25 protein-coding genes and 1 pseudogene are annotated in these 25,995 nt (G+C 41.3%); 17 read left to right on the forward strand and 9 right to left on the reverse strand.

Annotated features, from left to right (window positions below; all coding sequences use genetic code 11):
• Positions 1-110 precede the first annotated feature (110 nt).
• The 4 genes from kdpF (at position 111) to kdpC (ending at position 4,644) form a co-directional block, all read left to right on the forward strand.
• The gene (gene kdpF / locus E6W40_RS30415) at positions 111-188 is read left to right on the forward strand and encodes a K(+)-transporting ATPase subunit F (RefSeq protein WP_425464929.1); all 78 of its coding nucleotides are present in this window, start codon (positions 111-113) and stop codon (positions 186-188) included.
• Between the two features lie 30 nt (positions 189-218).
• The gene (gene kdpA, locus E6W40_RS01195) at positions 219-1,898 is read left to right on the forward strand and encodes a potassium-transporting ATPase subunit KdpA (RefSeq protein ID WP_136603800.1); all 1,680 of its coding nucleotides are present in this window, start codon (positions 219-221) and stop codon (positions 1,896-1,898) included.
• A 42-nt stretch (positions 1,899-1,940) separates the two neighbouring features.
• Positions 1,941-3,971 carry a potassium-transporting ATPase subunit KdpB gene (gene kdpB / locus E6W40_RS01200; protein ID WP_136603801.1) on the forward strand — a complete coding sequence of 677 codons (2,031 nt, stop codon included), beginning with the start codon at positions 1,941-1,943 and terminating at the stop codon, positions 3,969-3,971.
• 64 nt (positions 3,972-4,035) lie between these two features.
• A complete protein-coding gene (gene kdpC, locus E6W40_RS01205) occupies positions 4,036-4,644 on the forward strand; it encodes a potassium-transporting ATPase subunit KdpC (RefSeq protein ID WP_136603802.1) in 609 nt (202 codons plus the stop codon).
• 70 nt (positions 4,645-4,714) lie between these two features.
• Here kdpC and E6W40_RS01210 read toward each other — a convergent pair whose 3' ends face one another.
• Positions 4,715-6,064, reverse strand: coding sequence for an Nramp family divalent metal transporter (locus E6W40_RS01210; protein WP_246072787.1), 1,350 nt, complete (start codon positions 6,062-6,064; stop codon positions 4,715-4,717).
• Positions 6,065-6,285: 221 nt separating this feature from the next.
• Here E6W40_RS01210 and E6W40_RS01215 point away from each other — a divergent pair, with 221 nt between their 5' ends.
• The 5 genes and pseudogenes from E6W40_RS01215 to E6W40_RS01235 form a co-directional block, all read left to right on the forward strand.
• The gene (locus E6W40_RS01215) at positions 6,286-6,705 is read left to right on the forward strand and encodes an organic hydroperoxide resistance protein (RefSeq protein WP_136603803.1); all 420 of its coding nucleotides are present in this window, start codon (positions 6,286-6,288) and stop codon (positions 6,703-6,705) included.
• Between the two features lie 216 nt (positions 6,706-6,921).
• Positions 6,922-7,206, forward strand: coding sequence for a hypothetical protein (locus tag E6W40_RS01220; protein ID WP_136603804.1), 285 nt, complete (start codon positions 6,922-6,924; stop codon positions 7,204-7,206).
• Between the two features lie 147 nt (positions 7,207-7,353).
• Complete coding sequence (locus tag E6W40_RS01225) at positions 7,354-7,782, forward strand: thiol-disulfide oxidoreductase DCC family protein (RefSeq protein ID WP_136603805.1); 429 nt, start codon at positions 7,354-7,356, stop codon at positions 7,780-7,782.
• Positions 7,783-7,985: 203 nt separating this feature from the next.
• A complete protein-coding gene (locus E6W40_RS01230; RefSeq protein WP_168928791.1) occupies positions 7,986-9,134 on the forward strand; it encodes a nucleotide-binding protein in 1,149 nt (382 codons plus the stop codon).
• Positions 9,127-9,987 (forward strand): annotated as a pseudogene (locus tag E6W40_RS01235) (TadA family conjugal transfer-associated ATPase); the annotation flags it as partial. The gene E6W40_RS01230 and the pseudogene E6W40_RS01235, both read left to right, overlap by 8 nt.
• A 54-nt stretch (positions 9,988-10,041) precedes the next feature.
• Here the strand turns inward: E6W40_RS01235 and E6W40_RS01240 are convergent.
• On the reverse strand, positions 10,042-11,847 hold the full coding sequence (locus E6W40_RS01240) for a recombinase family protein (RefSeq protein WP_136603808.1): 1,806 nt from the start codon (positions 11,845-11,847) through the stop codon (positions 10,042-10,044).
• A 741-nt stretch (positions 11,848-12,588) separates the two neighbouring features.
• Between E6W40_RS01240 and E6W40_RS01245 the strand changes: the two genes are divergently transcribed.
• The 7 genes from E6W40_RS01245 (at position 12,589) to E6W40_RS01280 (ending at position 19,242) form a co-directional block, all read left to right on the forward strand.
• Positions 12,589-12,780, forward strand: a complete 192-nt coding sequence (locus tag E6W40_RS01245; protein ID WP_136603809.1) for a helix-turn-helix domain-containing protein — start codon at positions 12,589-12,591, stop codon at positions 12,778-12,780.
• Entirely contained in the window at positions 12,777-13,397 is a 621-nt protein-coding gene (locus tag E6W40_RS01250; RefSeq protein ID WP_136603810.1) for an Ntn hydrolase family protein, read from the forward strand. Before E6W40_RS01245 ends, E6W40_RS01250 begins: the two co-directional genes overlap by 4 nt.
• On the forward strand, positions 13,394-14,044 hold the full coding sequence (locus tag E6W40_RS01255) for a hypothetical protein (RefSeq protein WP_136603811.1): 651 nt from the start codon (positions 13,394-13,396) through the stop codon (positions 14,042-14,044). The genes E6W40_RS01250 and E6W40_RS01255 overlap by 4 nt, the downstream gene beginning before the upstream one ends.
• A 24-nt stretch (positions 14,045-14,068) precedes the next feature.
• Positions 14,069-14,872 carry a hypothetical protein gene (locus E6W40_RS01260; RefSeq protein WP_136603812.1) on the forward strand — a complete coding sequence of 268 codons (804 nt, stop codon included), beginning with the start codon at positions 14,069-14,071 and terminating at the stop codon, positions 14,870-14,872.
• Positions 14,873-15,216: 344 nt separating this feature from the next.
• Entirely contained in the window at positions 15,217-16,947 is a 1,731-nt protein-coding gene (locus E6W40_RS01270) for a hypothetical protein (RefSeq protein ID WP_136603813.1), read from the forward strand.
• A 501-nt stretch (positions 16,948-17,448) separates the two neighbouring features.
• A complete protein-coding gene (locus tag E6W40_RS01275) occupies positions 17,449-18,585 on the forward strand; it encodes a hypothetical protein (protein WP_136603814.1) in 1,137 nt (378 codons plus the stop codon).
• 51 nt (positions 18,586-18,636) lie between these two features.
• The gene (locus E6W40_RS01280; RefSeq protein WP_168928792.1) at positions 18,637-19,242 is read left to right on the forward strand and encodes a hypothetical protein; all 606 of its coding nucleotides are present in this window, start codon (positions 18,637-18,639) and stop codon (positions 19,240-19,242) included.
• Positions 19,243-19,373: 131 nt separating this feature from the next.
• Here the strand turns inward: E6W40_RS01280 and E6W40_RS01285 are convergent, their stop codons facing one another.
• Both E6W40_RS01285 and E6W40_RS01290 read right to left on the reverse strand, forming a co-directional pair.
• A complete protein-coding gene (locus E6W40_RS01285; protein WP_136603816.1) occupies positions 19,374-20,201 on the reverse strand; it encodes a hypothetical protein in 828 nt (275 codons plus the stop codon).
• Positions 20,202-20,432: 231 nt separating this feature from the next.
• Positions 20,433-20,780, reverse strand: a complete 348-nt coding sequence (locus tag E6W40_RS01290; RefSeq protein ID WP_136603817.1) for a hypothetical protein — start codon at positions 20,778-20,780, stop codon at positions 20,433-20,435.
• A 128-nt stretch (positions 20,781-20,908) separates the two neighbouring features.
• Between E6W40_RS01290 and E6W40_RS01295 the strand changes: the two genes are divergently transcribed.
• Positions 20,909-21,142 (forward strand): helix-turn-helix domain-containing protein, encoded by a 234-nt coding sequence (locus tag E6W40_RS01295; RefSeq protein ID WP_136603818.1) that lies wholly within the window; start codon positions 20,909-20,911, stop codon positions 21,140-21,142.
• A 232-nt stretch (positions 21,143-21,374) separates the two neighbouring features.
• Here E6W40_RS01295 and E6W40_RS01300 read toward each other — a convergent pair whose 3' ends face one another.
• The 5 genes from E6W40_RS01300 to E6W40_RS01320 form a co-directional block, all read right to left on the reverse strand.
• Entirely contained in the window at positions 21,375-22,016 is a 642-nt protein-coding gene (locus E6W40_RS01300) for a hypothetical protein (RefSeq protein ID WP_168928793.1), read from the reverse strand.
• A 308-nt stretch (positions 22,017-22,324) separates the two neighbouring features.
• Positions 22,325-22,861: a hypothetical protein gene (locus tag E6W40_RS01305; RefSeq protein WP_136603820.1), complete on the reverse strand. Its 537-nt coding sequence runs from the start codon at positions 22,859-22,861 to the stop codon at positions 22,325-22,327.
• A 47-nt stretch (positions 22,862-22,908) separates the two neighbouring features.
• Positions 22,909-23,568: a hypothetical protein gene (locus E6W40_RS01310; RefSeq protein WP_168928794.1), complete on the reverse strand. Its 660-nt coding sequence runs from the start codon at positions 23,566-23,568 to the stop codon at positions 22,909-22,911.
• 92 nt (positions 23,569-23,660) lie between these two features.
• Positions 23,661-24,275, reverse strand: a complete 615-nt coding sequence (locus E6W40_RS01315) for an SLATT domain-containing protein (RefSeq protein ID WP_136603822.1) — start codon at positions 24,273-24,275, stop codon at positions 23,661-23,663.
• A gap of 10 nt (positions 24,276-24,285) precedes the next feature.
• Positions 24,286-25,623 (reverse strand): reverse transcriptase domain-containing protein, encoded by a 1,338-nt coding sequence (locus E6W40_RS01320; RefSeq protein WP_168928795.1) that lies wholly within the window; start codon positions 25,621-25,623, stop codon positions 24,286-24,288.
• Positions 25,624-25,995: the final 372 nt, after the last annotated feature.

Consider the following 25,995-nt stretch of genomic DNA (forward strand, 5'->3'; position numbering starts at 1 on the left):
GAAGCCATGATGGACTTTCTGATGATTTTGACACTTGCAGGGGTATTTGGTGTCTTTCTGCTATTCCTGAGATGGTGCGGCCATGTCGTGGATGGGGGAGGGGAAGACAAATGATCGTTGTTACGGTACTGGCGCTGCTCGTATTTATCTATTTGGTCTACGCCCTGATCCATCCGGAACGATTTTAGAAAACCAGCCTTGAAGAGGAGGAAGCAATTTTGGATATCCTGCAGATTTGTATTGTTATCGCTGTGCTGCTCCTGCTGGTTAAACCGGTAGGCAGCTATATATATCACGTATTCTCCAATGAGGAGAACCGCACGGACAAGATTTTTGGACCCGTAGAAAAGCTTTTTTTTAAGATCATCGGTCTAAAAAACCGCTCCGGCATGAACTGGAAAAAATACGCTCTCAGCATGATTGCGACCAACATCATATTGGTGGCTGTCAGCTATTTGATTCTCAGACTAATGGGAGGGCTGCCCGTCAATCCGAATCAAACCGGAAATATGGAGGCCAGCCTGTCCTTTAATACCGTCATCAGTTTCATGACCAATACGAATCTTCAGCATTACAGCGGCGAAAGCGGCATGTCTTACTTCGGCCAGATGATCGTCATCACGATGATGATGTTTACGTCTGCGGCTTCCGGTCTGGTCATCGCCATCGCATTTATGCGTGGTATCACCCGCAGAGGAGGCGGGATGGGGAACTTTTTTGAAGACTTCGTAAAGGCTCATACCCGCGTATTTCTGCCGCTGGCGCTCATCGTGACGCTGGTACTGGTGGGACTGCAGGTGCCGCAGACGTTGGAGCCTACGGTGACTGTCAACACGCTTGGCGGTGCAGTGCAGCACATTGCCATGGGGCCTGTAGCGTCCCTGGAGTCGATCAAGCATCTTGGAACGAACGGGGGCGGATTTTTCGGTGTGAACTCTGCGCATCCGTTTGAAAATCCGCGCCCGCTAACCAATGTGATTGAAATCCTAAGCATGTGGACGATTTCTGCAGCGCTGCCTTATACATTTGGACGGTTTGCCAAAAATCGCAAGCAGGGCTGGATCATTTTCTCGGCCATGATGGTACTGTTCGTAGCTTTCCTGTGCCTGACATATTTCTCGGAGAAAAGCGGCAACCCGCTTATTAACCAGCTTGGAATCAACAGCACGCAGGGAAGCATGGAGGGAAAAGAGGTCCGCTTTGGCGTGGCACAGTCGGCACTCTTTACGACGGTTACAACAGCCGCGACTACCGGCTCCGTCAATAATATGCATGATACGTTAACACCGCTTGGCGGGCTTGCTCCACTTGCGGAAATGATGCTGAACGTTGTGTTTGGAGGCAAGGGCGTAGGTTTCGTCAACATGATGATGTATGCCATTCTGGGCGTGTTCATATGCGGTTTGATGGTTGGTCGGACACCGGAATTCCTGGGGCGGAAAATCGAAAGCCGGGAAATGAAGCTGATTGCCATCGCGATCCTCGCGCATCCGTTTATTATTTTGGTTCCGACGGCCATTTCATTTATGACGCATCTGGGGACGGATGCCTTGTCCAACCCAATGTATCACGGACTGAGCCAATCCTTGTATGAGTATACTTCTTCCGCAGCGAACAACGGCTCGGGCTTCGAGGGCCTGGGTGATAACACGGTGTTCTGGAACGTAAGCACAGGGCTTGTCATGCTCTTGGGACGGTATGTTTCGATCATCGCTCTCCTGGGTGTAGCCGGCTCCCTGTCACGGAAAAGAACGGTTCCTGAAACTATCGGCACCTTCCATACGGATACGAAGCTGTTTGGGGGTATTTTGGTCGGAACGGTGCTCCTGATCGGAGCATTGACCTTCCTGCCGGTGCTGGTTCTGGGCCCGGTGGCTGAATTTCTAACACTTAAATAAGGAATGGCTTCAATTCCCAAAATAAATGAGGTGGAAAGAATCATGAGCGGAAAACGCAAGAGTATGCTTACAGGCAGCATTATCAAGCATGCAATGAAGGACAGCATTATGAAATTGAATCCGGTCGTTATGTTGAAGAATCCGGTCATGTTCGTGGTTGAAATCGGCACATTTGTCGTTTTGTTGATGGTTCTGTTTCCAGACTATTTCAACACTGGAGGACGCCTTGGTTTTAATCTGACCGTATTTCTGATTCTGCTGTTCACGGTCCTGTTTGCGAACTTCGCCGAGGCGCTGGCTGAAGGCCGAGGTAAGGCACAGGCAGATTCCCTGAAGAAGAGCCAAAAAGAAACAACCGCCAATAAATGTGTTGGTCCGGATATTAAAGTTGTTAATTCTACAGAGCTTCGCAAAGGTGACATCGTCATCGTATCGCAGGGCGAAATGATTCCGGGGGATGGTGAGGTCATCGAAGGACTCGCTTCAGTTGATGAATCGGCCATTACCGGGGAATCAGCCCCTGTCATTAAGGAAGCGGGCGGCGACTTCAGCTCCGTAACCGGTGGCACACGGGTAGTCAGTGACTGGATCAAGGTGGTCATCACCAGCGATCCGGGCGAATCTTTCATCGACAGAATGATTTCACTCGTGGAGGGCGCATCCCGTCAGAAAACGCCGAATGAAATTGCGCTGAGTACGCTGTTGACGACATTGACACTTATCTTTCTGATTGTGGTCGTCACGCTTGCACCAATTGCCAAATATCTGGGGATATCGCTTGATATTCCGGTTCTCATATCCCTTCTGGTATGTCTGATTCCTACAACCATCGGCGGCCTGCTGTCAGCCATCGGGATTGCCGGGATGGACCGTGTTACCCAGTTCAATGTGCTGGCTATGTCCGGTAAGGCCGTGGAAGCTTCCGGTGATATCAATACCATGATTCTGGATAAAACAGGGACAATTACGTATGGTAACCGGATGGCGAGCCAGTTCATTCCTACAGGCGATGCTTCCCTGCCAGAAACAGCCTATTGGGCGGCAGTAAGCTCACTTAAGGATGAAACACCGGAGGGACGGTCTGTTCTTGAGCTGATGAAGAAGCAGTCGCTGGGCTATGACGAGGATATTGCAGCAGGCGGCGAATTTATTGAATTCAAGGCAGAGACTAGAATGAGCGGCATTGATTTGCAGGATGGACGTCATGTCCGCAAGGGAGCGGTTGATGCGGTCCGCCAGTGGGTGCTTTCCCAGGGCGGCAGCATTCCATCGGATCTTACCGCGAACTCGGATGCGATTGCATCCGAAGGCGGAACGCCGCTTGCAGTTGCGGTTGACAACAAGATCTATGGCTTGATTCACCTGAAGGATACTGTAAAACCAGGTATGAAGGAACGCTTTGAACAACTCCGGCAGATGGGGATTAAGACCATCATGTGTACGGGGGATAACCCGCTGACAGCGGCAACGATTGCGCGGGAAGCCGGTGTTGATGATTATATTGCGGAGAGCAAGCCGGAAGACAAAATCGCCGTGATTCGCCGGGAACAGGCCGAAGGCAAGCTGGTAGCCATGACCGGGGACGGCACGAATGACGCGCCTGCCCTGGCCCAGGCTGACGTCGGGATTGCAATGAACAGCGGGACGGTGGCAGCGAAGGAAGCGGCAAACATGGTTGACCTGGACTCGGATCCCTCCAAGATCATTGAAGTTGTAGCCATCGGTAAACAACTGCTGATGACCCGGGGCGCATTGACCACGTTCAGTATCGCGAATGATGTTGCCAAGTATTTTGCGATCATTCCCGCCATGTTCATGGTGGCCATTCCACAGATGAACGTGCTGAATGTGATGGCGCTGGGATCGCCGCTGTCGGCTATTCTGAGTGCACTGATTTTCAATGCCGTTATTATTCCGCTATTGATCCCGCTGGCAATGAAAGGCATCAAATACAAGCCGATGAGTTCGGCACGTCTGCTCAGCCGGAACCTGATGATCTTTGGAATCGGTGGTGTCATTGCTCCATTTGCCGGCATCAAGCTGATTGATTTGGTTGTGCATTTGTGGATTTAAGGTCTGCGTTATAGAGAGAAAGGGAAACTTTCCATCACAAGCTTATGAAAAAGGATGATATACAATGAAGACTACGGCGAAATTCGAAGAAGTGTCGCATGGATCCATTTGGCTTATAGCCCTGCGTTCCAGCTTATTGTTTATGGTGATTTGCGGCATCGCTTATCCGCTGGCAAGCACAGGACTCGCCCAGCTGATTTTCCCGCATCAGGCCAACGGGAGTATGATCAAGGACAGCACAGGGCATACGGTGGGTTCAGAGCTCATCGGGCAGACCTTTGCGGATCCATCGTTTTTCCAAGGGCGGATATCCAGCATTGATAACGATGGTGCCGGATCAGGCTCTGGCAACTACGCTCCGTCGAATCCCGAGCTGCTGAAGCGAGTTAAGGATTCCATCGCCCAGTGGGAGAAAGAGAATCCCAAGGTGCCTGTCAGCGAGCTGCCTGTGGATCTGATTACCAACTCCGGCTCAGGTCTGGACCCTCATATTACGCCTGCTTCTGCCGAGGTTCAAATTCCACGGATTAGCGCCCTGCGCCATATCCCAGAGGAACAGCTAAAACAGCTGGTTGCAAAGAGCATCGAAGGACGGGATCTTGGCGTTTTTGGCGAAGAGAGAGTAAATGTGCTGAAGCTGAATCTGGAGCTGCAGAAGCTGGGCAGCAAATAACCAGTCCATTTGAAAAAAAAGTCCGCACGGCCGTCTTGAGACGCCATGCGGACTTTTATATATGGGGATATCAGCCCATAAAGGTTTGATAAATGAGAAACAGGTTGAGTACAACGATAATAGCGGAAACACTCCATGCGAGAATTTTCACCCAAGCCGAATTGACGAATCCTCCCATGATCTTCTTGTCTCCGGTAAATTTGACCAGAGGAATGACTGCGAACGGGAGCTGGAGCGACAGGATCACCTGACTGAGGATCAATAGCTCTTCCGTTCCTTTTTCCCCGGCAATGATCGTAACAATGACTGCTGGAATGATGGCAATCAAACGTGTAATCAGCCGGCGCAGCCAAGGAGGAAGCTTGATATCCAGGAAGCCTTCCATCACGATCTGTCCTGCCAAGGTGCCGGTAAGCGTTGAGTTTTGTCCCGAAGCCAGCAAAGCTACGGCAAATAAAATGCTCGCAAGTGTCGTTCCTACCAGCGGTGTCAGCATGTGATAAGCATCGCTGATCTCCGCTACTTCGGTCATTCCTGCCTTATGAAAAGTCGCTGCCGAGACGATCAGGATAGCTGCGTTAATGAACAGCGCAAGGGTCAGGGCAATCGTGGAATCCCAAGCGGAAAACCGGATGGCCTGGCGTTTGCCTGTGTAGGTATTTTCATACTGCCTGGTCTGCACAATCGAAGAGTGGAGGTACAGATTATGCGGCATAACCGTTGCCCCGAGAATCGCAATAGCAATGTACAGCTTCTGATGATTGGTTATCAGGTCGGCTGTTGGGATGAACCCGTTAAAAATGCTGCCTGCATCGGGTTTTGCCAGCCACAGGTCAACAGCAAAGCATGCGCCGATCGTTAAGACGAGCACAATGACGAGCGTTTCAATGGCCCGAAAGCCCTTGTGCTGCAAAAGAAGAATCAGGAGGACATCCAGTGCCGTAATTAATACGCCGTAAAGCAGTGGTATGCCGAATAGCAGCTTTAGCGCAATGGCTGAGCCGATGACCTCTGCAAGGTCACAGGCTGCGATGGCGAGTTCGCATAGAATCCAAAGGCCGATGGAGACGGGCTTGCTATACTGGTTGCGGCAGGCCTGCGCCAGATCATGACCGGTAACTATGCCAAGCTTGCTTGCAAGCGACTGCAGCAGTACTGCCATCAGGTTGGACATCAGAATAACAGCCAGCAGGGAATATCCAAACTGGGCACCACCGGCAATATCCGTTGCCCAGTTGCCCGGGTCCATATATCCAACAGCCACAAGATAGCCGGGACCCACAAACGCGAGAAATTTACGAAAAGTGGAACCCTTCAATGGAACCTTCATGGAGTGGTTTAGTTCTGATAATGAGGAGCGCTCTTTAGGCTTGGTCCAGTTTTCTGCTTGATCGGAATCCATAACTTCAGTGTCTTTCATCTATATCACACACCTTGTTGCAATTTATTCTTATATATTAAACAGCTTAATATTCATTGTACTCATACAAATATGTTCGTCTAGGGAAACTTTTGTGCGGGTGTGCAAAGGATATGAAAATGTTTCCTCTCAGTATTGTACAGTGAACTATACGTTTCAAATCAGGCCGTTAGCTTTAATGAAGGAGGTAGGTTATTTCAGGAAAAAAGGAGACGGTGAAGATGGAAGCACTATACACAGCTACAACAACAGTACGTGGTGGTCGTGAAGGTTCGATTACATCATCCGACGGTGTCCTGAAGCATGATCTCAGCATGCCCAAGGAGCTTGGAGGCTCCGGCGGCAGCGGCACCAACCCAGAGCAGCTGTTTTCTGCAGGCTATGGAGCCTGCTACGAAAGCGCGCTAGCTAATATCGCTCGCAAAGAAGGCGTATCTCTCCACGACGTGGAGATTAACTCTAATGTAATGATTGGCAAGGATGAAAGCGATGGCGGATTCCGCCTTTCTGTTCGAATGGACATTAAAATGCCGGGAATCGAACGGTCCCAGGCAGAAGATCTCGCCAGGAAAGCGCATGATTTCTGTCCGTATTCCAAAGCGACCCGCGGAAATATCGATGTGGAGCTGAACGTCGTTTAAACAGCTTCAACTTATGATCGTATAGCATCTCCAAATCATAGCCGGTACCGGATGGCGAGCCATTCAGGCCGGCTTTTTTGGTGTAAACTGTATAGGGGAAGGCAAATTGACGTAACCTTTTATTGACATGAAGTTTAAAATTCTTTAATATGTCTAGGTACTTGATACTTTGATTTTTGTTTCAAGACAAGAAATTTATATAGACGGGTGATGCATATGTCTTACAGACCAGTGATTTCGAACATGAAGGAAGCCAGCAGCAGCGAACAAAGCGGATTGTATGAATTCATTCTTGATCTGGCTGACGGAACAGTGTGCCGTGTGTTCTATAGCCGTTATCCGGAATGGAAAATGACAAACATCAGCCGATTGCAAAAGACGCCTTGCCCTGTGTGCCGCAAAGATTTCATTTGCAAATGCATCGAGAGCTACAAAGGCGAGCTGAGTCAGCAAATCGAAGAGAACCAATGGATCGACAAAGCTCTGGCTGCGGTCAAGTAATCTGTCGAACCAGAGATACAGGCGCGGGAAGCTACCCGGGCTTTTTTCTTTTTGTCTGGATTTTTTAATCTGAGTTTTGTTTAACCTGTCTAAATGGCTTGATTTTTAGAGGAGTTAGCCAGATACTTTACTCAGGAGGTGCCGCAGATGAATGATGAACAAGGGCCTGAGGGAAACGGCTATCAAGGGATCGTCCTCGTAGACGGGGTATGTCATTTATGCCAGGGGCTTACACGTTTTATCATTGAGCGTGATCCGCTTGCCAAGTTCCAGTTTGCTTCATTACAATCCGATATTGGCGCCGAACTGCTGCACAAGGGCGGACTGCCTGTGGATGAAGTAGATACCGTGGTAGTAATTGAAAACGGGAAATATTATATCCGCTCGGCGGCTGTGCTCTGTATTGTCCGTCAATTAAAGATGCCTTGGCCGCTGCTGTATGCTTTTGCATTTGTTCCTCTTCCAGTCCGTGATTATCTCTACCGTTATGTTGCACGCAACCGGTACCGCTGGTTTGGCAAGGAAGAGCAGTGTATGCTGCCGACCCCTGAGCTGCGGAAGCGATTTTTATCATGATGTTTCGGCATATGTGTCATTCAAGGACATATTTGCTCTATATGTCGATATTTTACACATTTTGTATTGTTTTTCATTACGGGATATGATAAATTCCTAATTAAGTAAATCAAGCTGATAACGGAAGCACCGTTTCTTCAGCCGCTTATGCGGTTGTTGAACGGTGCTTTTTTTCATGCTGTGAATGGGGGATGAAGAGCCTTATGGTGACGTATAAGGTGGTCCTGGCTGTCAAAGAGCCGCAGTATCTGGAGCCGCTGCTTCATTACGTTCATGCAAGCGAGTTTGGCAATAAATTGAGAATGATCGGATTTACGCGTATGGAGCCGTTTCTTGCGTATATGAGCGGGGAGGAGAAGCCGGATCTGGTCATCGGGGACAGCGAGCTGCTGGAGCACTGGCTTCGGCAGGAGGATACGACATGCCCTTGGAAGCGTCTTGGTACAGGTGAAGATCCATCCACGGAGTTGGCCAAGTATCAACCGCTTCCGGAGCTCATCGGAGCCATACTTCAAGCATGTCAAAAGGGTGGAAGCCGTTCAAGAGCGGCTGAGCAGCAGGAAGCTGGAGCGGTGACTATCGGCTTGGTTTCCACCGTTGGAGGGAGCGGTAAAACGACGACTGCAGTCAATATGGCCAAACAGCTCGGCGGGATGGGACTTTCGGTGTTCTACCTGAATCTGGAGACGCTGAACAGCAGCGCCGTGTTTCCAAGACAGGGCCGGAAAGCAGAGGATGCCCAGGGACTGCCGAGGTTGCTGTATGAGATGAAAGCTGCAATGGAAACGAAAAGCGCTGGGGCGATACCTTTAGAACCCTTTATAGCAAGTCACTCTGCGATGAAATGTGACTGGTTTGAGCCGGTTAACAACCGGAATGAAATCCTGCAATTAAGCAAATCCGACGTACTCAGGCTGCTGGATATGCTCTCGCTAAGCGGCAGATACGATGTGATTATCGCTGACACGGATTCAGGGTTGAATGAGCGTACGGATGCTGTTATGGAGGGCTGCAGCCAGCTGGTATGGATATTGCTGGATGATTTGATACATATGTTCAAAAGCGGACAGCAGCTTTCCTACATGGAGCGCAGCAGCAGCGGACGGTTCACTGAAATAGCAGCAAAGAGCCGATTTATCGTTAATCGCTATGTGGGTGAGCTTGCCAATCCGCTTCCTGGCGTCATTCAGGGGATTGATGGCTTTCTCCCTTACATCCCTTCATGGAAGCAGAATAGTAACGCGGAGCTGCTGCTGAGCTCACCTATTTTTCAGCGTGATATCCTCAAGCTCTGCCGGGAGCTGCTTGGCGAGGATGTGCTTGAGGAAACCGGGGTGAGGGCATATGGATGAAGAGGTGTTCAGACAGCTTCGCGGAGAGGTAAGGTCCGGACTGGATGTCACTTCCGCGCTGGACAACAGCGAGCTGATGAAATATATCGAGCGTACCGTCTTCAGCCGCCGGGAACTGCTGGAACTGACAGCAACGGAGAAAAGGAGGCTTGTCCGGCGCATCTATGATTCGTTTCGGGGTCTTGATATTTTACAGCCGCTGGTTGATGATCCGGCCATTACAGAAATTATGATCAACAGTCACCGGGATATCTTTATCGAACAAAACGGTGAAGTCTCCAAGCTTTTACTGGAGTTTGAGTCCCAAACCCGGCTGGAGGATATCATTCAGACCATTGTGTCGGGTGTGAACCGGGTGGTTAACGAATCGTCGCCTATCGTGGATGCCCGTTTGAAGGATGGCTCCCGCGTCAACATTGTACTTCCTCCCATCGCATTAAAAGGACCTACCATGACCATCCGAAAGTTTCCTGAAAAGCCGATGACCATGGAGGATTTGGTGCAGCGAGGCGCTCTTGGCGAGGAGGCCTCCCTGTTTCTACAAAAGCTGGTTGCAGGAAAATACAACATATTTATCAGCGGTGGTACGGGATCCGGCAAAACCACATTTTTAAATGCTTTGTCCCAGTTTATTCCGGCGGATGAGCGGGTCATCACCATTGAAGATTCGGCGGAGCTGCAGATTGTGACCGTGCCGAACCTGGTTTCGATGGAGACCCGCAATGCGAATACAGAAGGCCGTGGAGAAATCGCGATTCGGGATCTGATCCGCTCATCGCTTCGGATGCGTCCAAACCGGATTGTTGTCGGAGAGGTGCGGGGAAGCGAAGCCCTTGATATGCTGCAGGCGATGTTTATATAATAGGACAAATAAACTAGTCTTCTATTCTATTGAGGATTTTTCCTCTTAAAACAGTATTTCTTCTTCATTTGGTTCTCGACTCACGTTTTCAGCCATTTGATCAATGACTTCATTTGGAAGTTCATGACTTGGTATCGTAATCATTGATTTTCGTAATTTTCTAAAGCTTTCGGTTAGAATAGCACTCTCAGTTGTATCGAGGAAATTCCAATCAATTTCTAATGTCGTGTATTTATCGAAGTTAGATGTATCGTCACTAAAAACGGGTTCGTCAATGGTTGTAGCTACAATCCTGTTTATAATTTTACGTAATACCCCGTTGGTTAAGTTGTCTACATCTAGGTCATTAAGAAATGCTGTAAATTGATTGAATCTCAAGTGTAACTTCTCAATCTCTTGGTCAATGTAAATAAGTTGATTAAGTTTTGATTCCGCTTCGTAGAGTTGGACATTAAACTCTTTGTTTAGTTCATCGAATTCCTCTTGTGTAATGCTTTCTCTGTTTACCTGTTTGAGGATACCCTTTTTATCAATCTTAATTTCGTCAATCTCTATTTGAAGTTGTTGTTTCATAACTTCAATATCTTTAGCATTGTACCTAGTTTTCAAGATGGTTTGAAGATAATACTTTCGTTTGTTAGGTGTATTACGATATTTAATAATTTCTTCTTTAACAAATGCAATTAATTTTTCCTCGTGTTGTAGATTGCGATATCCGCATTTATGCTTCCCAAACTGGTCATTGTTTCTACAGAACCAGTAGAGGAAAGTGTTCTTGTGGTTTTTCTGAACCTTTCGTCTTAGGCTTCCGCCGCAGTTACCACACTTCAATAGGTTTGAGAATAGGTGCTTACTTGAATGCCTACTTAGACCTCTTTCAATATTACGTTGCTTCTTATTCATTTCATTGCCATCTTCGTCTTCAACGATAATATTTTTATATTTGAAGTCTCCAAATTTCTCAAGCCGTTTTTCCTTTTCAAGTTGAACAAGTCTAAATGTTTCGTCATCAATCATTCTTAACGATTCATCATGTGTTACTACTTGTTCTTCTTTAGGTATTTTTTTAATTATGTTGCGATTTATATCAGTTTTTTGTGTTCGATGTAACCGTATTTCACCAGTATACACCGAATTTTTAAGCATCTTTGAAACCAAGCTTTGATCCCAGATTGTCTTACCGCTTTTTGTCGGAACATTTCTAGCGTTCAGTTCTTTGGCAATATTCCGTTGTCCCATACTCTCATTTAGAAATAAGTGATAAACCTCACGAACGATCTTTTCTTCATCATCGTTCTTAACCAATTTACCTTCTTTTAGATTGTATCCGTATGGTTCTCTCCCACCCCATATACCTTTCTTATAACCACGCATTTTTCCAAATTGTACACTATCGCTTTTAGCCCTTGATTCTTCTTGAGCCATACCTGCAAAAATCGTAATCTTTAAGTCGTCAGAACCGTTTAATGTATTGATTTTAACGTCTTCGAAATAAACACCAATACCTAATTCTTTAAGGTCACCTATAGATTTTAAGATTTCTTGAACATTTCTTCCAAATCTACTAATGTTTTTTGTGAAAATGATATCAAATTTTCTAGCTTTTGCATCACGCATCATCTGTTGGAATGCTTTTCTATACTTGATGGATTTTGCTCCTGAAAAGCCTTCATCTACATAGTATCCTTGTGTTGCTTCTACTGACCCATCTCTTTTACAGAATACCCCTGACTCAACAGGCTGGTACTTATGGCTTTGAAGATATTCTTGAAAGAAATCCACCTGCGAAATAATAGATTTTTTTTGTTCTTCTGAATCTGAACTGACACGAGCATAAAAAGTGGCTCTCATATCATTACCTCCTAAGTGATTGGTGACATATTCATATAATAGGTAACATTAACATTTAAGGTTTAATTCGTCCAACATGTCGACAACTTTATTTCATATACGTAAAATGCGTCTTTAGTTGATGTTTATGTGGCACATTAATCTAACCCAAATTCGAATTAGGAAAGTATGTTGCATGTGGCGATTTATTGAAATTTTGTGTATACTCTTTTCTAGGTAAGGATAACTTGCCTTTCCATTTTCAAAAACAGGAAACGGAAGCTTAATCCATCAACTTGTCAGGGTTGGGGTGGATTAGGCTTTCTTTTGCGTTTAATGCAGCTTTCTCTCAGGTGAATGGAGGTTGTAGGATAAAAGGTGCTTGTCAGTACAGCAGTTGATGCAAGCAATCTCGATAGACCTTCTCAAAGCGATTTCTACTGCGCTATACGCTCTTTTATGACGTCGGATGAGTCCAAGGGAGGGGGGAGCATTTGAGTCCATTAGAGAGCAATTTAGATGGGTGAAAACATTTTGGTTTAAAACAGTCCTTGTATTCCAGATCATTCATCTTGAAAATGATGGTAGGTTCCATTATCAAGTAATAACTAGGAATTATGCTCATTTGACCTGACAGCGCTTTCGTGGTATAATGTGCTATATAGTCAAAACACATACGAACCAAGTTTAATCATAGATTGAACTAGAGGAAGTCCTAAGGACTTTCTCTTTTTTGCGTTCAAAAAATTGGAGGAAAATGAAATGGACATTAGGCAAGAGTTAAGAATGCGGAGATTTTCTCTGAACATTAAAGTGAAGGAAATTGCAGAATTTCTAGGCTGTTCGGTAGGTTTAATCAGCAATTGGGAACATGATCGTTCGTACATGGGTAAAGATAAGGTCGAGATGTATAAAGAGTATCTTGATTCATACGAAGGGAGAGAAGAGAAATGAGTTTATGTATCGCATTGAACAACCCATCGGCAAGGTTTTCAATTATCGCTGGTGACGGACGAATTACAAGCGGAGAAGATATTTTAAGAGATGACCATAAGAAGTTAACCAAGCTGACGGAGCATGCTTCTATCTTCTGTTCTGGTGCGCAAGTCTATTGTGAAGAATTACGTGAAATGGTTGAAGTACAGGTAAATGAGCAAACAAGCATTGAAGAACTAGGATTGATCGTTCAGAAAGCAAGCATCGAGGTACAACAACGATTTGAAGAAGATTACCCCGATTACCGAGAAGTAATGCCTGGATTTGGAGCGCTGGCAACAGTCGTGGCTTATTACGATGCTGCTACGGATGAAAGCGGAACGCTTGAATTTTGCGTATCTGACGGATTCGAACCACATGATTCAAGAGATTCGGTCTTGAGGGTAAGAGGGGTTGAGTATGAAAAGGTAATGGATTACTTCCTAAGTCATTTTAACCCTGAACAGTCGATTGAAAGCGTGTTCGTGTCATTTAAATACGCCAGTAGCTTAAATAACAATGTTGGCGGCACGATTACGCTGCATGTAATCAGTAAGGATGGAATAAGCACTTATGAATGGAGGGACTTTGGATGAATCTAAAAAAATATCGGCAAATGATTCTAGGTAAAAATGTATTTATGGGTGAAAACGCTACATTATCATGGTCACAAATCACTAATCAGCCCAACATTCCGACAGTACCAAGCTTTATCAAGTCTACATACATCGATGCAGTTTCAATTCAGTCTCCAAACATCTACGGTGGAACGATTGCGATTGGTTCAGGGAATAACATCTTCAAAGCTGATAACAATGGTATCTATCTTGGTAATGCATCGTTTGCTAATGCACCTTTCAGTGTTGATATGGATGGTAGGTTAACGGCAGTGAATGGGAAATTCTCAGGGACAATTGATGGTTCTACTATAACTGGTTCTACAATCAGAACGGCAGGAACGAACACCGATAGGCTTGAACTGTCGGGCAATGGTCTTGTCTCCTTGAATGCCAGTGGAGAGAAGAATGGCGTAGCTATAGACAGCGGCAACTTTTCGTCAGTTGATTTCTACTACCGTAATGAGTTTAGAGGTGGGATAGGTCAATCAGGCGGCAACCTTACGCTAACAACAACAATAGGTTCAATCATCGTTGAAACTCCTAAGTATAGCAGTACGATCTTTAGAGGGAACGTAGATTTCACAGATGCTAATGTGAAGGGTATGACAGCGGTATTTGGATGAAAAAGTAGATTGGAGTGAATATAAATGAAAGCGAATACAAAGAGATGTAGTAGATGTAAGAAACAATTATCCATTGAATGCTTTAACTTCTCAGTAAAGAGCAAAGATGGGAGAGGTAACTATTGCAAGGAATGCAACGTTGAGTATCAGAAAATTGCCCAAAAAAGAAGTTATGATAAAAATCCAGCGCTACATCTTTTAAAAAAATCATGCCAGGCTGCGCTCAGAAGAAGCCAGCTTGATTACATAAGAGATGGGTATGCTAATGTAACCTGTGATTTTAAGAATGTCAAAGAGTTTTTTACTGATCTCTGGAATGATGATCGTTTCAGAAGTGAGTGGATTGAACAATCAAATATCTATCATATGAGCAGGGATTTAAGAGATCGCCCTACCTTGGACAGGATTGATTCAAAGTGTCGTTACGAGAAGGGAAATATTAGAATGCTTCCACACTGGGAAAACGTCACTGAAGGCGCACAGAAGGAATGTCAGGTGTATGTGATCAAAGACACAAGAATAGACCACAGGATCGATTATAGCGCCATGGGAGAAGCCAAGAACGCTATTGCTGCAATTTATGGTATTCCAAAGAACGCCTTGAACTGTGTTGATCGTGGGACTATGGTTGAAGCTGATAATGGGGTAAGACTCCTACTCGAAACAAAAGATGGACAACAAAAGGTAACAGACGAGAGCAAACACCTCATGGTAATGAATAGATATGAGATTGTCTACGATATAGATACAGGAGTTGAGGTTGCTAGAAAGCATCAACAGGTTCAGTCAGAGGTAAGTGGAATAGAAGTAAGTACGCTGGTTTTATAATGTAAGTGCAACACCCCAAATTACCGCCTATTGTTATAACATTTATCGAAAGGATGGATATAAAGTGAGTACAATTCAAAATCAAAGTGATTACTTTTTCTGCTACAGCAGAAATCTATATAGCTTTTTGAAGCTTGGAAAAAGCGTAAAGTATATTTGCACTGGATTACATGAGAAAACACTTCAGCAATTTTGGCTGTTTGAGCGAAACGATATATTGCATGAATACTTAGCAGAATACAAACTACGGGGATTGGCGAAGGGCGTTATCGAAGCATAACGTCCTTTTTTTATCCAGGTACTTACATACTTATTCACAGATAAATTAACGGAGATGATTGATAATGCAGCAATTAAAAGAGAAGGCTTATGCAGAAAAGGTTATTCAACTTGAACAAGCAATAAATGCTAATATTAATGAGCCTGAGCGTTTCAAGGTGTTCAACTACGAAGCGGGCTTCGGCAAGAGTAGGGAAATGATTCGAATCGTTGAAAAAAACCTGAGTGATATTGAAAACAACAATAGGTACTTGATAGTGAAGCGTTTCAGACGAGATGTAGAAGAAGTGGTGGCGTATCTTAACCATCATAACCATGCATTGAAATTGAATGTACTAGGACTCACCAATGATAACTGGGCTTCTGAGTGGAAACATAAGTCTGACAAATTGTATGATGTCAGAGTCCTAGTAATTACACATAAGCGGTACATCGATCTCTGCCTAGACGACGAACTGAGGGAATGCTTTATATCAAACAGGAACGTAATGATCATAGATGAAAAGGTGAGTTTCCCTACATACTCATTCTCGAAAAAGCTTTATGACGAAGTTAGAACCTATCTGGATACTTCACTCCAGGCACTATTGGATAATGTTACTTTGAAATTGCGTAATGAACTTGATAAGAAAGCCCTCGATAAGAAGACTAATGCATGTATCAGGACTAGGGTTAATATACGTCAAAAGGTGCTAGATGATTTCAAAAGTATGATGGAAGCAAATCGAAATACCAAAGCCATTCAAACGCCAAATGATTTTCAAAAGGACAATCTTGAAACGATGATAAAGGGACTACCCTTGTGGTACAGCAACAATAATGTCTACAATAACGGAAACATAAGTACGTTCGATGACAGACATCACTTGTGGGGTTTGCATAACAATATCATTCTTGATGCTAGTGCTGGTATTGATGGGTCGTACAACAATAAGGATATATTCACTGTGATTGGACAGGAAAGGATAATAGATCATGGTAATTCATTGTTTACAGTTGTGGATTTTAATTCAAGCAAATCAAATCTGCGGCTAAATAAAGACGACTTTTATCCAGAGATTTGCAAGATGATAAAGGAGCGTCATAGCGTTGCTGATAAGACGCTGATCTTGTGTCATAAGGAGAATGCTGAGAAGATTGAATTGACACTACACCGTATGGAGGTCAATTCAATAGGTGTTGATGATCAATACACGAATCAGGAGTACGCAATTAACTGGTTTGGTAATCTAGTCGGTAGAAACGACTATTCTGACTTCACTCAATGCTGGATTCTCGGAACACCAAACATTCCATATGAACAATATCTGTTAAAGTACATGATCTACAATAATGCTGACTTAGGTAGAAAGTCACTAGACATACATTCGGGTAGATTTAAGAACAAGGAATTTAAGTCAATTCAGATGGGATACATTGCTGCTGAATTGTACCAAAGCATCAAACGAATTCAACGAAACGAAATGCCTAGCGGACAGTTCTATATGGTCAACAGTGACAGTGCCATTGTGGATGATGTACTTGGGCAAATAAAAGGGTCAAGTAATAGAGAATATATGAAACTAGGATTCAAGGAGAAAAAAGTATCTAACCAAGTCGTTTTGCCTGACAAAGTTGATCGCCTGATCGAGTTTCTAAAATGCTTACCTTCAGAGAAGTATACTAAAGCTGAAATTATCGAAGCACTAGGGCTATCAAGGAGCAACTTCAGTAGACTTCTAAATGATAGACGTTTTAAAGCTAATGAAAAAGCGGGCTACTTTAAAGCAGCTAACAAAAACATACATGTCTATTAGTGTACCCTCTTCAACTCGTACTCCTTTTCTTTATATAGAAGGGAGTACGAGTTGGGGTTATTTATCCAGCAAGTTTGGTAGGAATTGGAATACTGTTTTTCGAAAAGTTAGGGAGTAGTTTGAGTCAAAAGGAGGTTCAGATAAAAATGGGACATCCTGCGATAGCAGGTGTACCATTTTAACCAAACAATTGCGCCAGCAATTGTGCGGTAGGCTTTAATTTATATACTAGGTCGCTTCGCTCCTATCGTGCCGCAAGCGCCACTCTTGCTTCGACAGTCATTGTTGTCTACATTCTCTCTGAGATTGTGTGACAATGTAATACATCTTAATACATTGTAGTACAATGTGATACATTCCCCCCCATAATTGCAGACTATTTATGTTCAATACCAATAGCCAACATATTAACGTAATCGTACGTTTTCTGGAAGGATTTACTTGCCTACTATCGAAATAATACTTTTGACCAAAAAATGATAATTAGTAGGTGGCGGAGTAATGCGAAAGATAGCCCAAATACTATGTATTACGGCTTTGTTGTTAACAGCCTGTGCCAGTAAGGATGATGAATCAAAAAGTGAAGCAGTACCTACTATAAGTAACACCACTAACATCACGTCCCAACCGCAACCGACAGTGCAACCACCACAACCGAATGAAGCAGACACAAAGCAAGAAGGTTTCCTTTTGATTGCAAATGATGGAGTAATGTTTGTTCAATGGACTGAATTAGATAAACAACTTGTTGGTCAGACTCAAACTCTTTATGTAAAAAGCGATCAAATGGTCAAAACGAATAGTCAAAATCGTCCGTTCAAGGGTATTCGTAATGGAAATTCTGTAAGTCTTACTTTTAATGATGGGAATGTTCTGACTGGAACATTAGAGGGTAATGAATTAACCCTGGTATTCCCCGATTCAGAAGGGAATTTGAATTCAATGGTATTCAAGCCTGCAAAAGTTGCAGATTATAATAGTGCTGTTTCAAAGCTTCGTGGAGAAGTCCAAGAGCATAACGCAAATGAACTAGAGATAAAAAAGCAAGCTAAGGCAGTCAAAGAGCAACAGGAAGCAGTTGCAAATGCAAATAAGAACTTAAGTAGAGACATAAATGAACTTTCTAGGCTTAATGAGTCACTTGCAAATTCAACCCTTTTTGAAGATGTACTTAAAGAATACCAAAATCATTGGAACGAAATGCAGGAACACCAAAAGAATATGAAGTCACTTGCTTCCAAGAAACCGTTCGATAGCTATCAGCTTACCGAAGTTCAATATGCCTTAACAGAAGTAGAATATGATCTTACTTCTATTCAATATGATGACACTTCGATGGAATATAAAGTTAATGAAATAACTGACAATATAACAGCCATCAAGAAGTTAATGACCACAACTCTATCCGATTGGGCAACGTTGCAACACGCAGTTGCAGCCAATACAACAGACTCACTAAAGGTACAATTCACTTCAAAAGACGTTGAACAAGCCGTTGCACAAGCGCAGTCGAAAATTGATAGTTCAACTGGTGAGATGAAGAAGGCACAGCAACAAGCAAAAGAGTTTGATAGCAAAGCTAATCAGCTACTAGCAGATTCAAAGAAGTATGTTGATGGTTTGAAGGCTACTGAGTGAATACTCTTTGCAGATGCTAATTATGTAAAGGTGGTGGGGTATAGCTTGCAGATGAAAACGAAAGCTTCAAGTATAATCGCAGTAATCATCATAGCAATTGTTGTTGGTTTCGCTATTTCTGATAGCAAGGGATCAGAGGTAACTAATGATACAGCAATTGATTCGTCGCAAACACTAGAAACTAAGCAACCTGTATTTAAGTTTTCTGCAAGCGCAATGAAGAATTCTTTAGAGGATGTAGGATATGTCGTTCGAGAAGAAGGTTTGAAAACACTTAATGCATATGTTGCAGAATATCAAAGTGACAAGCTTTTAGTCAGATTTGATATATATCATAACAAAGATAATGATCAGATTGAATGGGTTGAAATAAATGTCGATGCTTCGGGTTACATAAATCTTAATAAGCCAGATGCACAGCCGAACTCTAAAGTTGTTGAAGCTACGAACAAAATGGCATCCCAAGCTTATAAGTTCCCTTTCTTCAATAAGAATTCGGTAGAAGAAAAGAAACTAACTGAATGGATAGATTCGAATATTGCAAAGGCAACAAAACAAAGTAAAGTAATTGAAACGAAAATAGGTGATTTGTACTTCAACATGTATGGGCAGCCGTATATGAGATTCTTGGAAATCACTTCAGCACCTAAGGAATAGGGCTTCTAGCTCAACCAATTCAGCACAGGCTGCCAGCAATGTTGGCAGCCTGTTTGTCATTGAAATATCGTGTCCCGTTAGGGTAATGACTTATCCATTCACGGTACAGTTTTGATTATGACGCTAGTGGGTTATGATTTCCAATTTGTTAATTCCACGAGTGATACTTTGTTAGAAGAATCAAGAACCTCTGATGGGACAATATATTGAGTTCCACCTATTTGAATTTCATAATCGCAAGATTGAAATAATTGGGTTTCCACATCTAAATTATAAATACGAGTTATTTGAACAAAATCATTTCCAACATTAAAAGTTGGATTTTTAATGTGATAACGGACACCTCTTTTTAAACGTATTTCATTTGTAATATCCAATAACCCACCTGACTCACATTCGTCTGTGAATGTAATTGTTTGAGACTTGATATCATCATAATAGGACCTTCTAAGACTTTGATTGCGGTAATCTTGTATTGGGGAAAGTAATTGAAGAACAACAGTAAAGACAAGTTCTAACCCTGTTGTAGTAATCTCTATATAGATTGGTGTGTCTCTTTTTGTTGTATATGAACAAGTCAGAATATTACCGTTAACTTCAAACGCTGTTTTGGAATGAATCGATGCATTACGTAGTGCCTTGAGAATACGGAAAATTTGACTATGTATTATTTCATCATCAATAGACTTCGGTAATTCCTTATACTTTTTATAATACGATTCTCCTTCTAAGTGTGGAAAGTCCATGTCAACTTTTCCGTCAAGAACGCTGAAAAATAGAATAACAACTAAAATATAATTTTCTGAAATACTGGCTATTCCGTAGGTATCAGCAAACATATCTGTCATTAAGAGATGTTTGTCATCTTCAAATATGATTTGCCGAATTTCAGTTTCGTGTAGCCGAATATCAGTTTTTTGAAGAAACGCTGTTGTTTGTTTGATAAATTCAGTGAGCATTATTCTTCCTCCTTCATAATGAGGGGCTGTTCCCCCCATGTTTATTAATAGGGTAATTTTACCACAATTTATATGCACATGTATTGCGTTATTCTGCCCGTTAGCTTAATCCAAGTTCTTCGTCATTTGTACTTAAGTCAGAGCAGGGTAAGTCCTACACCTTCTGATATCTCTGAAGGACAAAGAGGTAGGGAGCATAGGTACTGTTCTATGACTGACTAAAGCTTAAAACTAAAGTGGTGAAAGCACTTTTATATATTCCATAGAGCATATATAAAAGCCTTCGCTATCCCATTCCCTTTCCTCCTTCCATATGTATACTCCGTCAGAACAGATTACGTATTTATCTTTTGGCATATCATTACAGACACAAGCCCACCAATTAATATCTTCCCCGCTTGCTATTCTATATCCTTTGTGTTCCTTAGCTTGTTTTAAGTCAAACGTGATAGTAAGGTCACGAACCTTTAGGATTTTCCCTCTATGAACAATTAAGCGTTCTGTCCCGTTGTAGGCATATGCAGTTATTGTATCGTCAGCATGTTTAGTAGTAGTTGGTTTATTGTTAATTGATATCATTTTTCATTGCTCCTTGTATCTGTATTTTAGTTGAATTGTATGAATTGCAAATGTATACTGATGGGGCTAGAAATAAAAATATACCGATATCGGTATATTGTCAAGTTATTTCGTAGGGGGAATCGTGAATGTATCTTCAAATAAAACTTAAGCAAATATTGAAAGAACGGAAAATAACACAAAACGAGTTGTCGAAACTAGCCAATGTAACACAGTCAAAAATATCGAACTTGTGTAACAATAATATGAAGGAGTTAAACATTTCGATCTTGGAGAGGATTGCTGCGGCTCTGGATATAAAGGATATATCTGAACTCATTCAGTTTGAAGGAGAGAAAGAGGATGGAGAAAACAAAGCCTGATGGTGTAAGGGATGGTAAAAAAAGGCTTCAGCAGATCGCTGGCTGTTACATTTTACGTTAGAGGAATTATTTGATCTCAATATTACCGCCAGAACACCAATGAAAATAGGCACATTAGGCGCTTTCTCGTTATTAATCTAACGAGGGAACCCAATGTGCCTTATATAAAAGATGAATTTTATGTAATGATCTAATAGGGGGTTAAATGAGGACACTCTTAATTCAAATAAGCCTATACTTGAGCATTGTCAAGAGTATAAACAGTAAGCTTAGCTTTAATTCCTGAAAATATTTTAAACGGATTGCTCAGAGTGCCGTTTGATGAACCATTTATTGAAACATGAATAGCATAATTATTCATAAAAAGGACTACATTCGTTGTACTAAACTCTCGACCCCAATAATCCCTGTAGGTTTTAACCCAATTATAAACTGCCACGTTAGTTGATGGTAATTGAGTAATTGACAACTCCATTTTGGCAATATCATTAGTGTTTGATGATACATAGCAGGCATTCTTAGGTATAGTAAGATGATCCGTTTCAACATCTGACTTCATTTGATTAGCTAATGCAACCACATTACTCGACTCATTGACTAGTTTTGTGACTCTCATTTGAGAAGGAATTACTTCAGAAATTAGAGAAGACAGACTTAGATTTTCTTCTAAACTCGTAGCCGATAATACGCTAATCTTTCTATCTTTTAATAGTGTCTGCTTAGAAAAAGTTAGTAATTCGTTACATGAGTATGAGGTAGTACGAGTATCTTCCTTCTTTAACAAAAAATATGTAAGAACCAACAAAGCCATCAGAGAAACAATTATTATAGATATCAAGATGAACTTCATTCTGTTGCTCGACATATAGTCCATAGAATCCCCTCTTTTTGTAATGCTTTTATCTCCTAATACGATGTTCTCTCGAAATTGATTCATTTTTGTCGTAAATCAGTACCTGTACGCAAGTCATTAGGTGTCAAAATTCGTTGTACTGTTACTTCATTAAGAAGAGTAGCATTTTTTCTCAGTAGTTTGCCACAAGCAAATGTACTCGTTAGGTTTACCTTGATTCTGTCGCATAAAAATCAAATAAAAAAGCACAATTCCATTGGTTCTTAGCCAGTGGTATGTGCTATATATGAAATCCGAGTTTTTATGGATGGATGTAGCCAGTGTTTCAACTAAATTGATTCTTTCTTCCAACTATTTGTTCTAATTCTCCTCATAATCTCACGTTTAATTTTATTCTGATAGTCTGAAAACTCCCATTCTGACAATTGTTTTTTATATGTACAGTTTTCACATCTGAGTTTCAAATTATGATAGTCATCGTAGTCCAGCACTAAATAGCCATTACAATTTTTACATATTGGTATAGGGGTATTGGCGTTAAAGTCATACTTTCCTCCGTACGTATAGAAACTCCACTCCCACTTGATTCCTTCAATTACGTCATTAGTGTAATTTAAAAATTCAGGTTTACTTTCTGGACTGGAACGGAATATTCGTCTCGCAGTCAAAATAATAACGATAATCAGTAAAATAATCCAGAGCGGAATACCGAAAGTTAGTGTTTCTACAATCCAATCCCATATTGCTTTCAAAGATTTTGAAAATGAAATTGACCTAGTATATGCGACAATCGGAGTTGTTATTGCCAATGTGATAAAAGCTGTTATTGTCCCTGCAACAATAGGGTGTTTAAAGAAATCCTTCAATAAATCATCCTCCACAGTCATATGTATTATAATGATGTAGAACCAACCTAATAGTATAATGCAATGTTAAATTTATCTTCAGCTTTTCCTATCAGCATACATTCAAGCTTATGACCTCTGACATCAGGAGAAAGCACCTGCTGTGATTGATAAGCCACATCGTAAGATATTTCTAAGTCTTTGGTTTTCGATCCATTTTTCAGAAGGAAAGGAAAGTAATCTACTTTGCTTTGATCATAGAGAGGGGACTGTCCTCTTCCTGTTCCAAGTTGAATTATCTGTGAAAAGTAATCAAATGAATTGAACCATCCTAATATCAATGCGCTTTTATGTTTCTTACCAGTTTTTATATCGTTAACAAGCCAATCAAAGTCGCCTTTTAGCTGAATCCAAGGAAGACTATTAGAGGTGCTTGTTTTATTAGAGGATAAGAAGTTCCGTAAGAACTTGAGTTCTATTCTGAAGTCTTTTTCTTTGATAAAGATATCAGTTCTAGGAAGTTCACCCTTTTTTTCTTTGTTCTCGAAATAAGCCATATGCCTGAATGGCATTCCAATTCTAAATGCCAGGTCAGCTTCATTGAACTCTTCATTTGAAATTCGCTTGAGTTGTTCCTTTTCCACATACTTGAATTGGAGATTAAACTCGTCAATGATGAACAGGCATGTGGAGATGAGGTACTGATCGATGCTAGGTATTCTTTGCATAGGAAAAACACATCACTTTCTTTTTTATGTTTATCATTGATGAATATAGCAGTAGATGCGACCATCGTTGTTTTTGTAAATACCCTCTGGAGTCACAAAGTTATAAAAATCCAAACTACTGTAACTATGGGAATTAAGTATAAAACGGAAATGAATAGATTAAAGGATAATTTATGCAAATAATAATAAAATATCATATTAACGGACAGACGATCTTGTTTGTTACTATCAATTAACATCTTTACATAATCAGTTTTGGCATGGTTCTCAGTTTTTGAAAGGATGTTATTATATGACTTTTCCATTTCGTAGAGTTCATCATAATGCGATTGAGTAATTTGAGTTTGATCAGTAGGCAAAGAACGGACAAAATGTGTAGCACTATGTTCTAACTCGTCCAAGCTTAGATATGACTGTTTAAATTGATTGGCTCTATCACTAAAGTTAAAATTGGCAATCAATAGAGAGAGTCCAAATAATCCAACTGAAGCAATTACAGCAGCGACATTAATAATGATTGTTGATTTTTCACTGGCATTCAGAATTAATGACCATATTGAAAAACCTAAGACAAAAAAAGTATAGTACGCAACTAATGTATTAGCTAATGTGTTGTTTTTCTTTAATCTAGCTTCAGATTCCATACGACTTTTTTTTGTAATCCAAATCCTGTTACTTAATCTTTCAACATCAGTTTGTATGTTCATCAGTTTCCCCTTATGAAATCTGTTGTACGTCTTTTTCAAGTTCTCTTACTGATTGATACATTTTTTTCTTAAATAATGTATGGATTTCCTTGTCAGATTTTCCGTCTATTTCTTGTTGTGTAAAACCATAAACCTCGACAAGTTTTATCTTTTTATCGCTCAGAGTAAAGTTTTCGATTCTTGGAATATAACTATTCTGGCTTTTTCTCTTAGTAATTTCGTGATAAGCACGAACAAATTTTTTAATATGTTGCGAAAGACTAGGATCAATTCCAGCATCATTACAGACTTTTATTACAAGCCAATCGAGTTCATATAATTTTGAGATATCATCCATCTGTGAATAAAAGAAAATCCAACCATATTTAGTTTTATCAATAATAAAACCAGTGATTCTTAAGTTAATATCCCAAATAAACAACTCACTTTTTTTATTGTTCTTATAGGTGGTGATGATTCTAAGTAAAGAATCTTTTAACTTTTGGTAGTTTTTGTCTTTTACAGTGAATCCAAATTTACCTTGGGAAATCTCCTTATATTGGTAACCTAAGTAATCAAACCCTTTAGTTAAGTTACCTTCATCTTCCTTTTCGTTTGTAGAAAGCTTTAATTTGTTGATATCGTTAACTATGGACTTTTTAACAATTTTATGTTTTTTCTTTGTGCAAAGGATCAAAATATCGTCAACGTAACGAAAATAAGCTACGTCTTTATATTTAGCAAATTTCTTGTCAATTTCGTTAAGGTATATATTTGCTAATATATTTGAAATCGAAATTCCTTGGGGAACACCCACGGTATTTTTTGGATACTTCTTTGAGGTTGTTGAAACTGTAGGAGTCTCTACTGCACTTTTGATTAAATTAAGAAGTTCATTGTTCTTAATCTTTTTTCTTACCTTATTAAGTAGGATGTTATGGTCAATTGAATCATAAAAAGCCTTCACGTCAATTTTAATAAAATAATCATAAGAATTTGACGTGATTGCCGCTTTCATCTCTTGGACAATTGTAGTAGAAATTTTTGCTGAAACATCATTCAAATACAATGCAGTGAGAATTTCGTTTAAAGCAGCTAACGTGATTTTGTCACGTAACGTTGGGATTGAAATGACACGAGGATTTTTTCCTCTTCCTTTAGAGAGAAGTTTTTCTTTGTAAGGAGTGAATTTATATTTACCCGAAGTGACCTTGTGGGAAATTACATTTATATGTTCGTCGGTATTAAAATTGGAAACGTTTATTTTATCCAGACCTGGGGTTGCTTTGATTTGTACTTTATCGGTGTAAATAGTATTTAAATGTTCAACTGTAAATTTTTCCTGTAGGAGTTGTATTGAAGTTGTCATCGTAATTTTTTCCATTCTTAAATTAATTAGTGAGTCCCTGAAAGATACGATAATTACCTGTAAGCAGGTCACAGCATAGGTTCCCCTATACGGTAGGTTGAAAACCTTTGATTAGGCACACTCCCTAAGGAGTCCACAATAGAGTTTTACGTCTATAGTGCAAAAGTCAGGGACTCGAACCAATAATATCATAATTTTGGAAAGCGATGTTACAGGAATATACAATTTTTTTATAGATGTTTGAAAATAAACAAAAATAGTGTAAGGTATTGAATCTAACTGACAGAAAAGTAGTTCCTTTGACTCTTTGTTAGTCTTGTTTCCTAATAAAGTTCTTCCTTAAGGCACATTGCTTTCTTAAATCCATTTGGG

Source organism: Paenibacillus dokdonensis, assembly GCF_004916975.1.
Taxonomy (GTDB): domain Bacteria; phylum Bacillota; class Bacilli; order Paenibacillales; family Paenibacillaceae; genus Paenibacillus_AQ; species Paenibacillus_AQ dokdonensis.

Coding starts and splice junctions, on each gene's coding strand:
- E6W40_RS01320 (WP_168928795.1), bottom strand. CDS start 25,623: ATGACAACTTCAATACAACTCCTACAGGAAAAATTTACAGTTGAACAT.
- E6W40_RS01260 (WP_136603812.1), top strand. CDS start 14,069: ATGAAAGCGAATACAAAGAGATGTAGTAGATGTAAGAAACAATTATCC.
- E6W40_RS01285 (WP_136603816.1), bottom strand. CDS start 20,201: ATGCTCACTGAATTTATCAAACAAACAACAGCGTTTCTTCAAAAAACT.
- kdpF (WP_425464929.1), top strand. CDS start 111: ATGATCGTTGTTACGGTACTGGCGCTGCTCGTATTTATCTATTTGGTC.
- E6W40_RS01230 (WP_168928791.1), top strand. CDS start 7,986: ATGGTGACGTATAAGGTGGTCCTGGCTGTCAAAGAGCCGCAGTATCTG.
- E6W40_RS01210 (WP_246072787.1), bottom strand. CDS start 6,064: ATGAAAGACACTGAAGTTATGGATTCCGATCAAGCAGAAAACTGGACC.
- kdpB (WP_136603801.1), top strand. CDS start 1,941: ATGAGCGGAAAACGCAAGAGTATGCTTACAGGCAGCATTATCAAGCAT.
- E6W40_RS01240 (WP_136603808.1), bottom strand. CDS start 11,847: ATGAGAGCCACTTTTTATGCTCGTGTCAGTTCAGATTCAGAAGAACAA.
- E6W40_RS01245 (WP_136603809.1), top strand. CDS start 12,589: ATGGACATTAGGCAAGAGTTAAGAATGCGGAGATTTTCTCTGAACATT.
- E6W40_RS01275 (WP_136603814.1), top strand. CDS start 17,449: ATGCGAAAGATAGCCCAAATACTATGTATTACGGCTTTGTTGTTAACA.
- E6W40_RS01315 (WP_136603822.1), bottom strand. CDS start 24,275: ATGAACATACAAACTGATGTTGAAAGATTAAGTAACAGGATTTGGATT.
- E6W40_RS01290 (WP_136603817.1), bottom strand. CDS start 20,780: ATGATATCAATTAACAATAAACCAACTACTACTAAACATGCTGACGAT.
- E6W40_RS01295 (WP_136603818.1), top strand. CDS start 20,909: ATGTATCTTCAAATAAAACTTAAGCAAATATTGAAAGAACGGAAAATA.
- E6W40_RS01255 (WP_136603811.1), top strand. CDS start 13,394: ATGAATCTAAAAAAATATCGGCAAATGATTCTAGGTAAAAATGTATTT.
- E6W40_RS01220 (WP_136603804.1), top strand. CDS start 6,922: ATGTCTTACAGACCAGTGATTTCGAACATGAAGGAAGCCAGCAGCAGC.
- E6W40_RS01270 (WP_136603813.1), top strand. CDS start 15,217: ATGCAGCAATTAAAAGAGAAGGCTTATGCAGAAAAGGTTATTCAACTT.
- E6W40_RS01280 (WP_168928792.1), top strand. CDS start 18,637: ATGAAAACGAAAGCTTCAAGTATAATCGCAGTAATCATCATAGCAATT.
- E6W40_RS01250 (WP_136603810.1), top strand. CDS start 12,777: ATGAGTTTATGTATCGCATTGAACAACCCATCGGCAAGGTTTTCAATT.
- E6W40_RS01225 (WP_136603805.1), top strand. CDS start 7,354: ATGAATGATGAACAAGGGCCTGAGGGAAACGGCTATCAAGGGATCGTC.
- kdpC (WP_136603802.1), top strand. CDS start 4,036: ATGAAGACTACGGCGAAATTCGAAGAAGTGTCGCATGGATCCATTTGG.
- E6W40_RS01310 (WP_168928794.1), bottom strand. CDS start 23,568: ATGCAAAGAATACCTAGCATCGATCAGTACCTCATCTCCACATGCCTG.
- E6W40_RS01215 (WP_136603803.1), top strand. CDS start 6,286: ATGGAAGCACTATACACAGCTACAACAACAGTACGTGGTGGTCGTGAA.
- E6W40_RS01300 (WP_168928793.1), bottom strand. CDS start 22,016: ATGGACTATATGTCGAGCAACAGAATGAAGTTCATCTTGATATCTATA.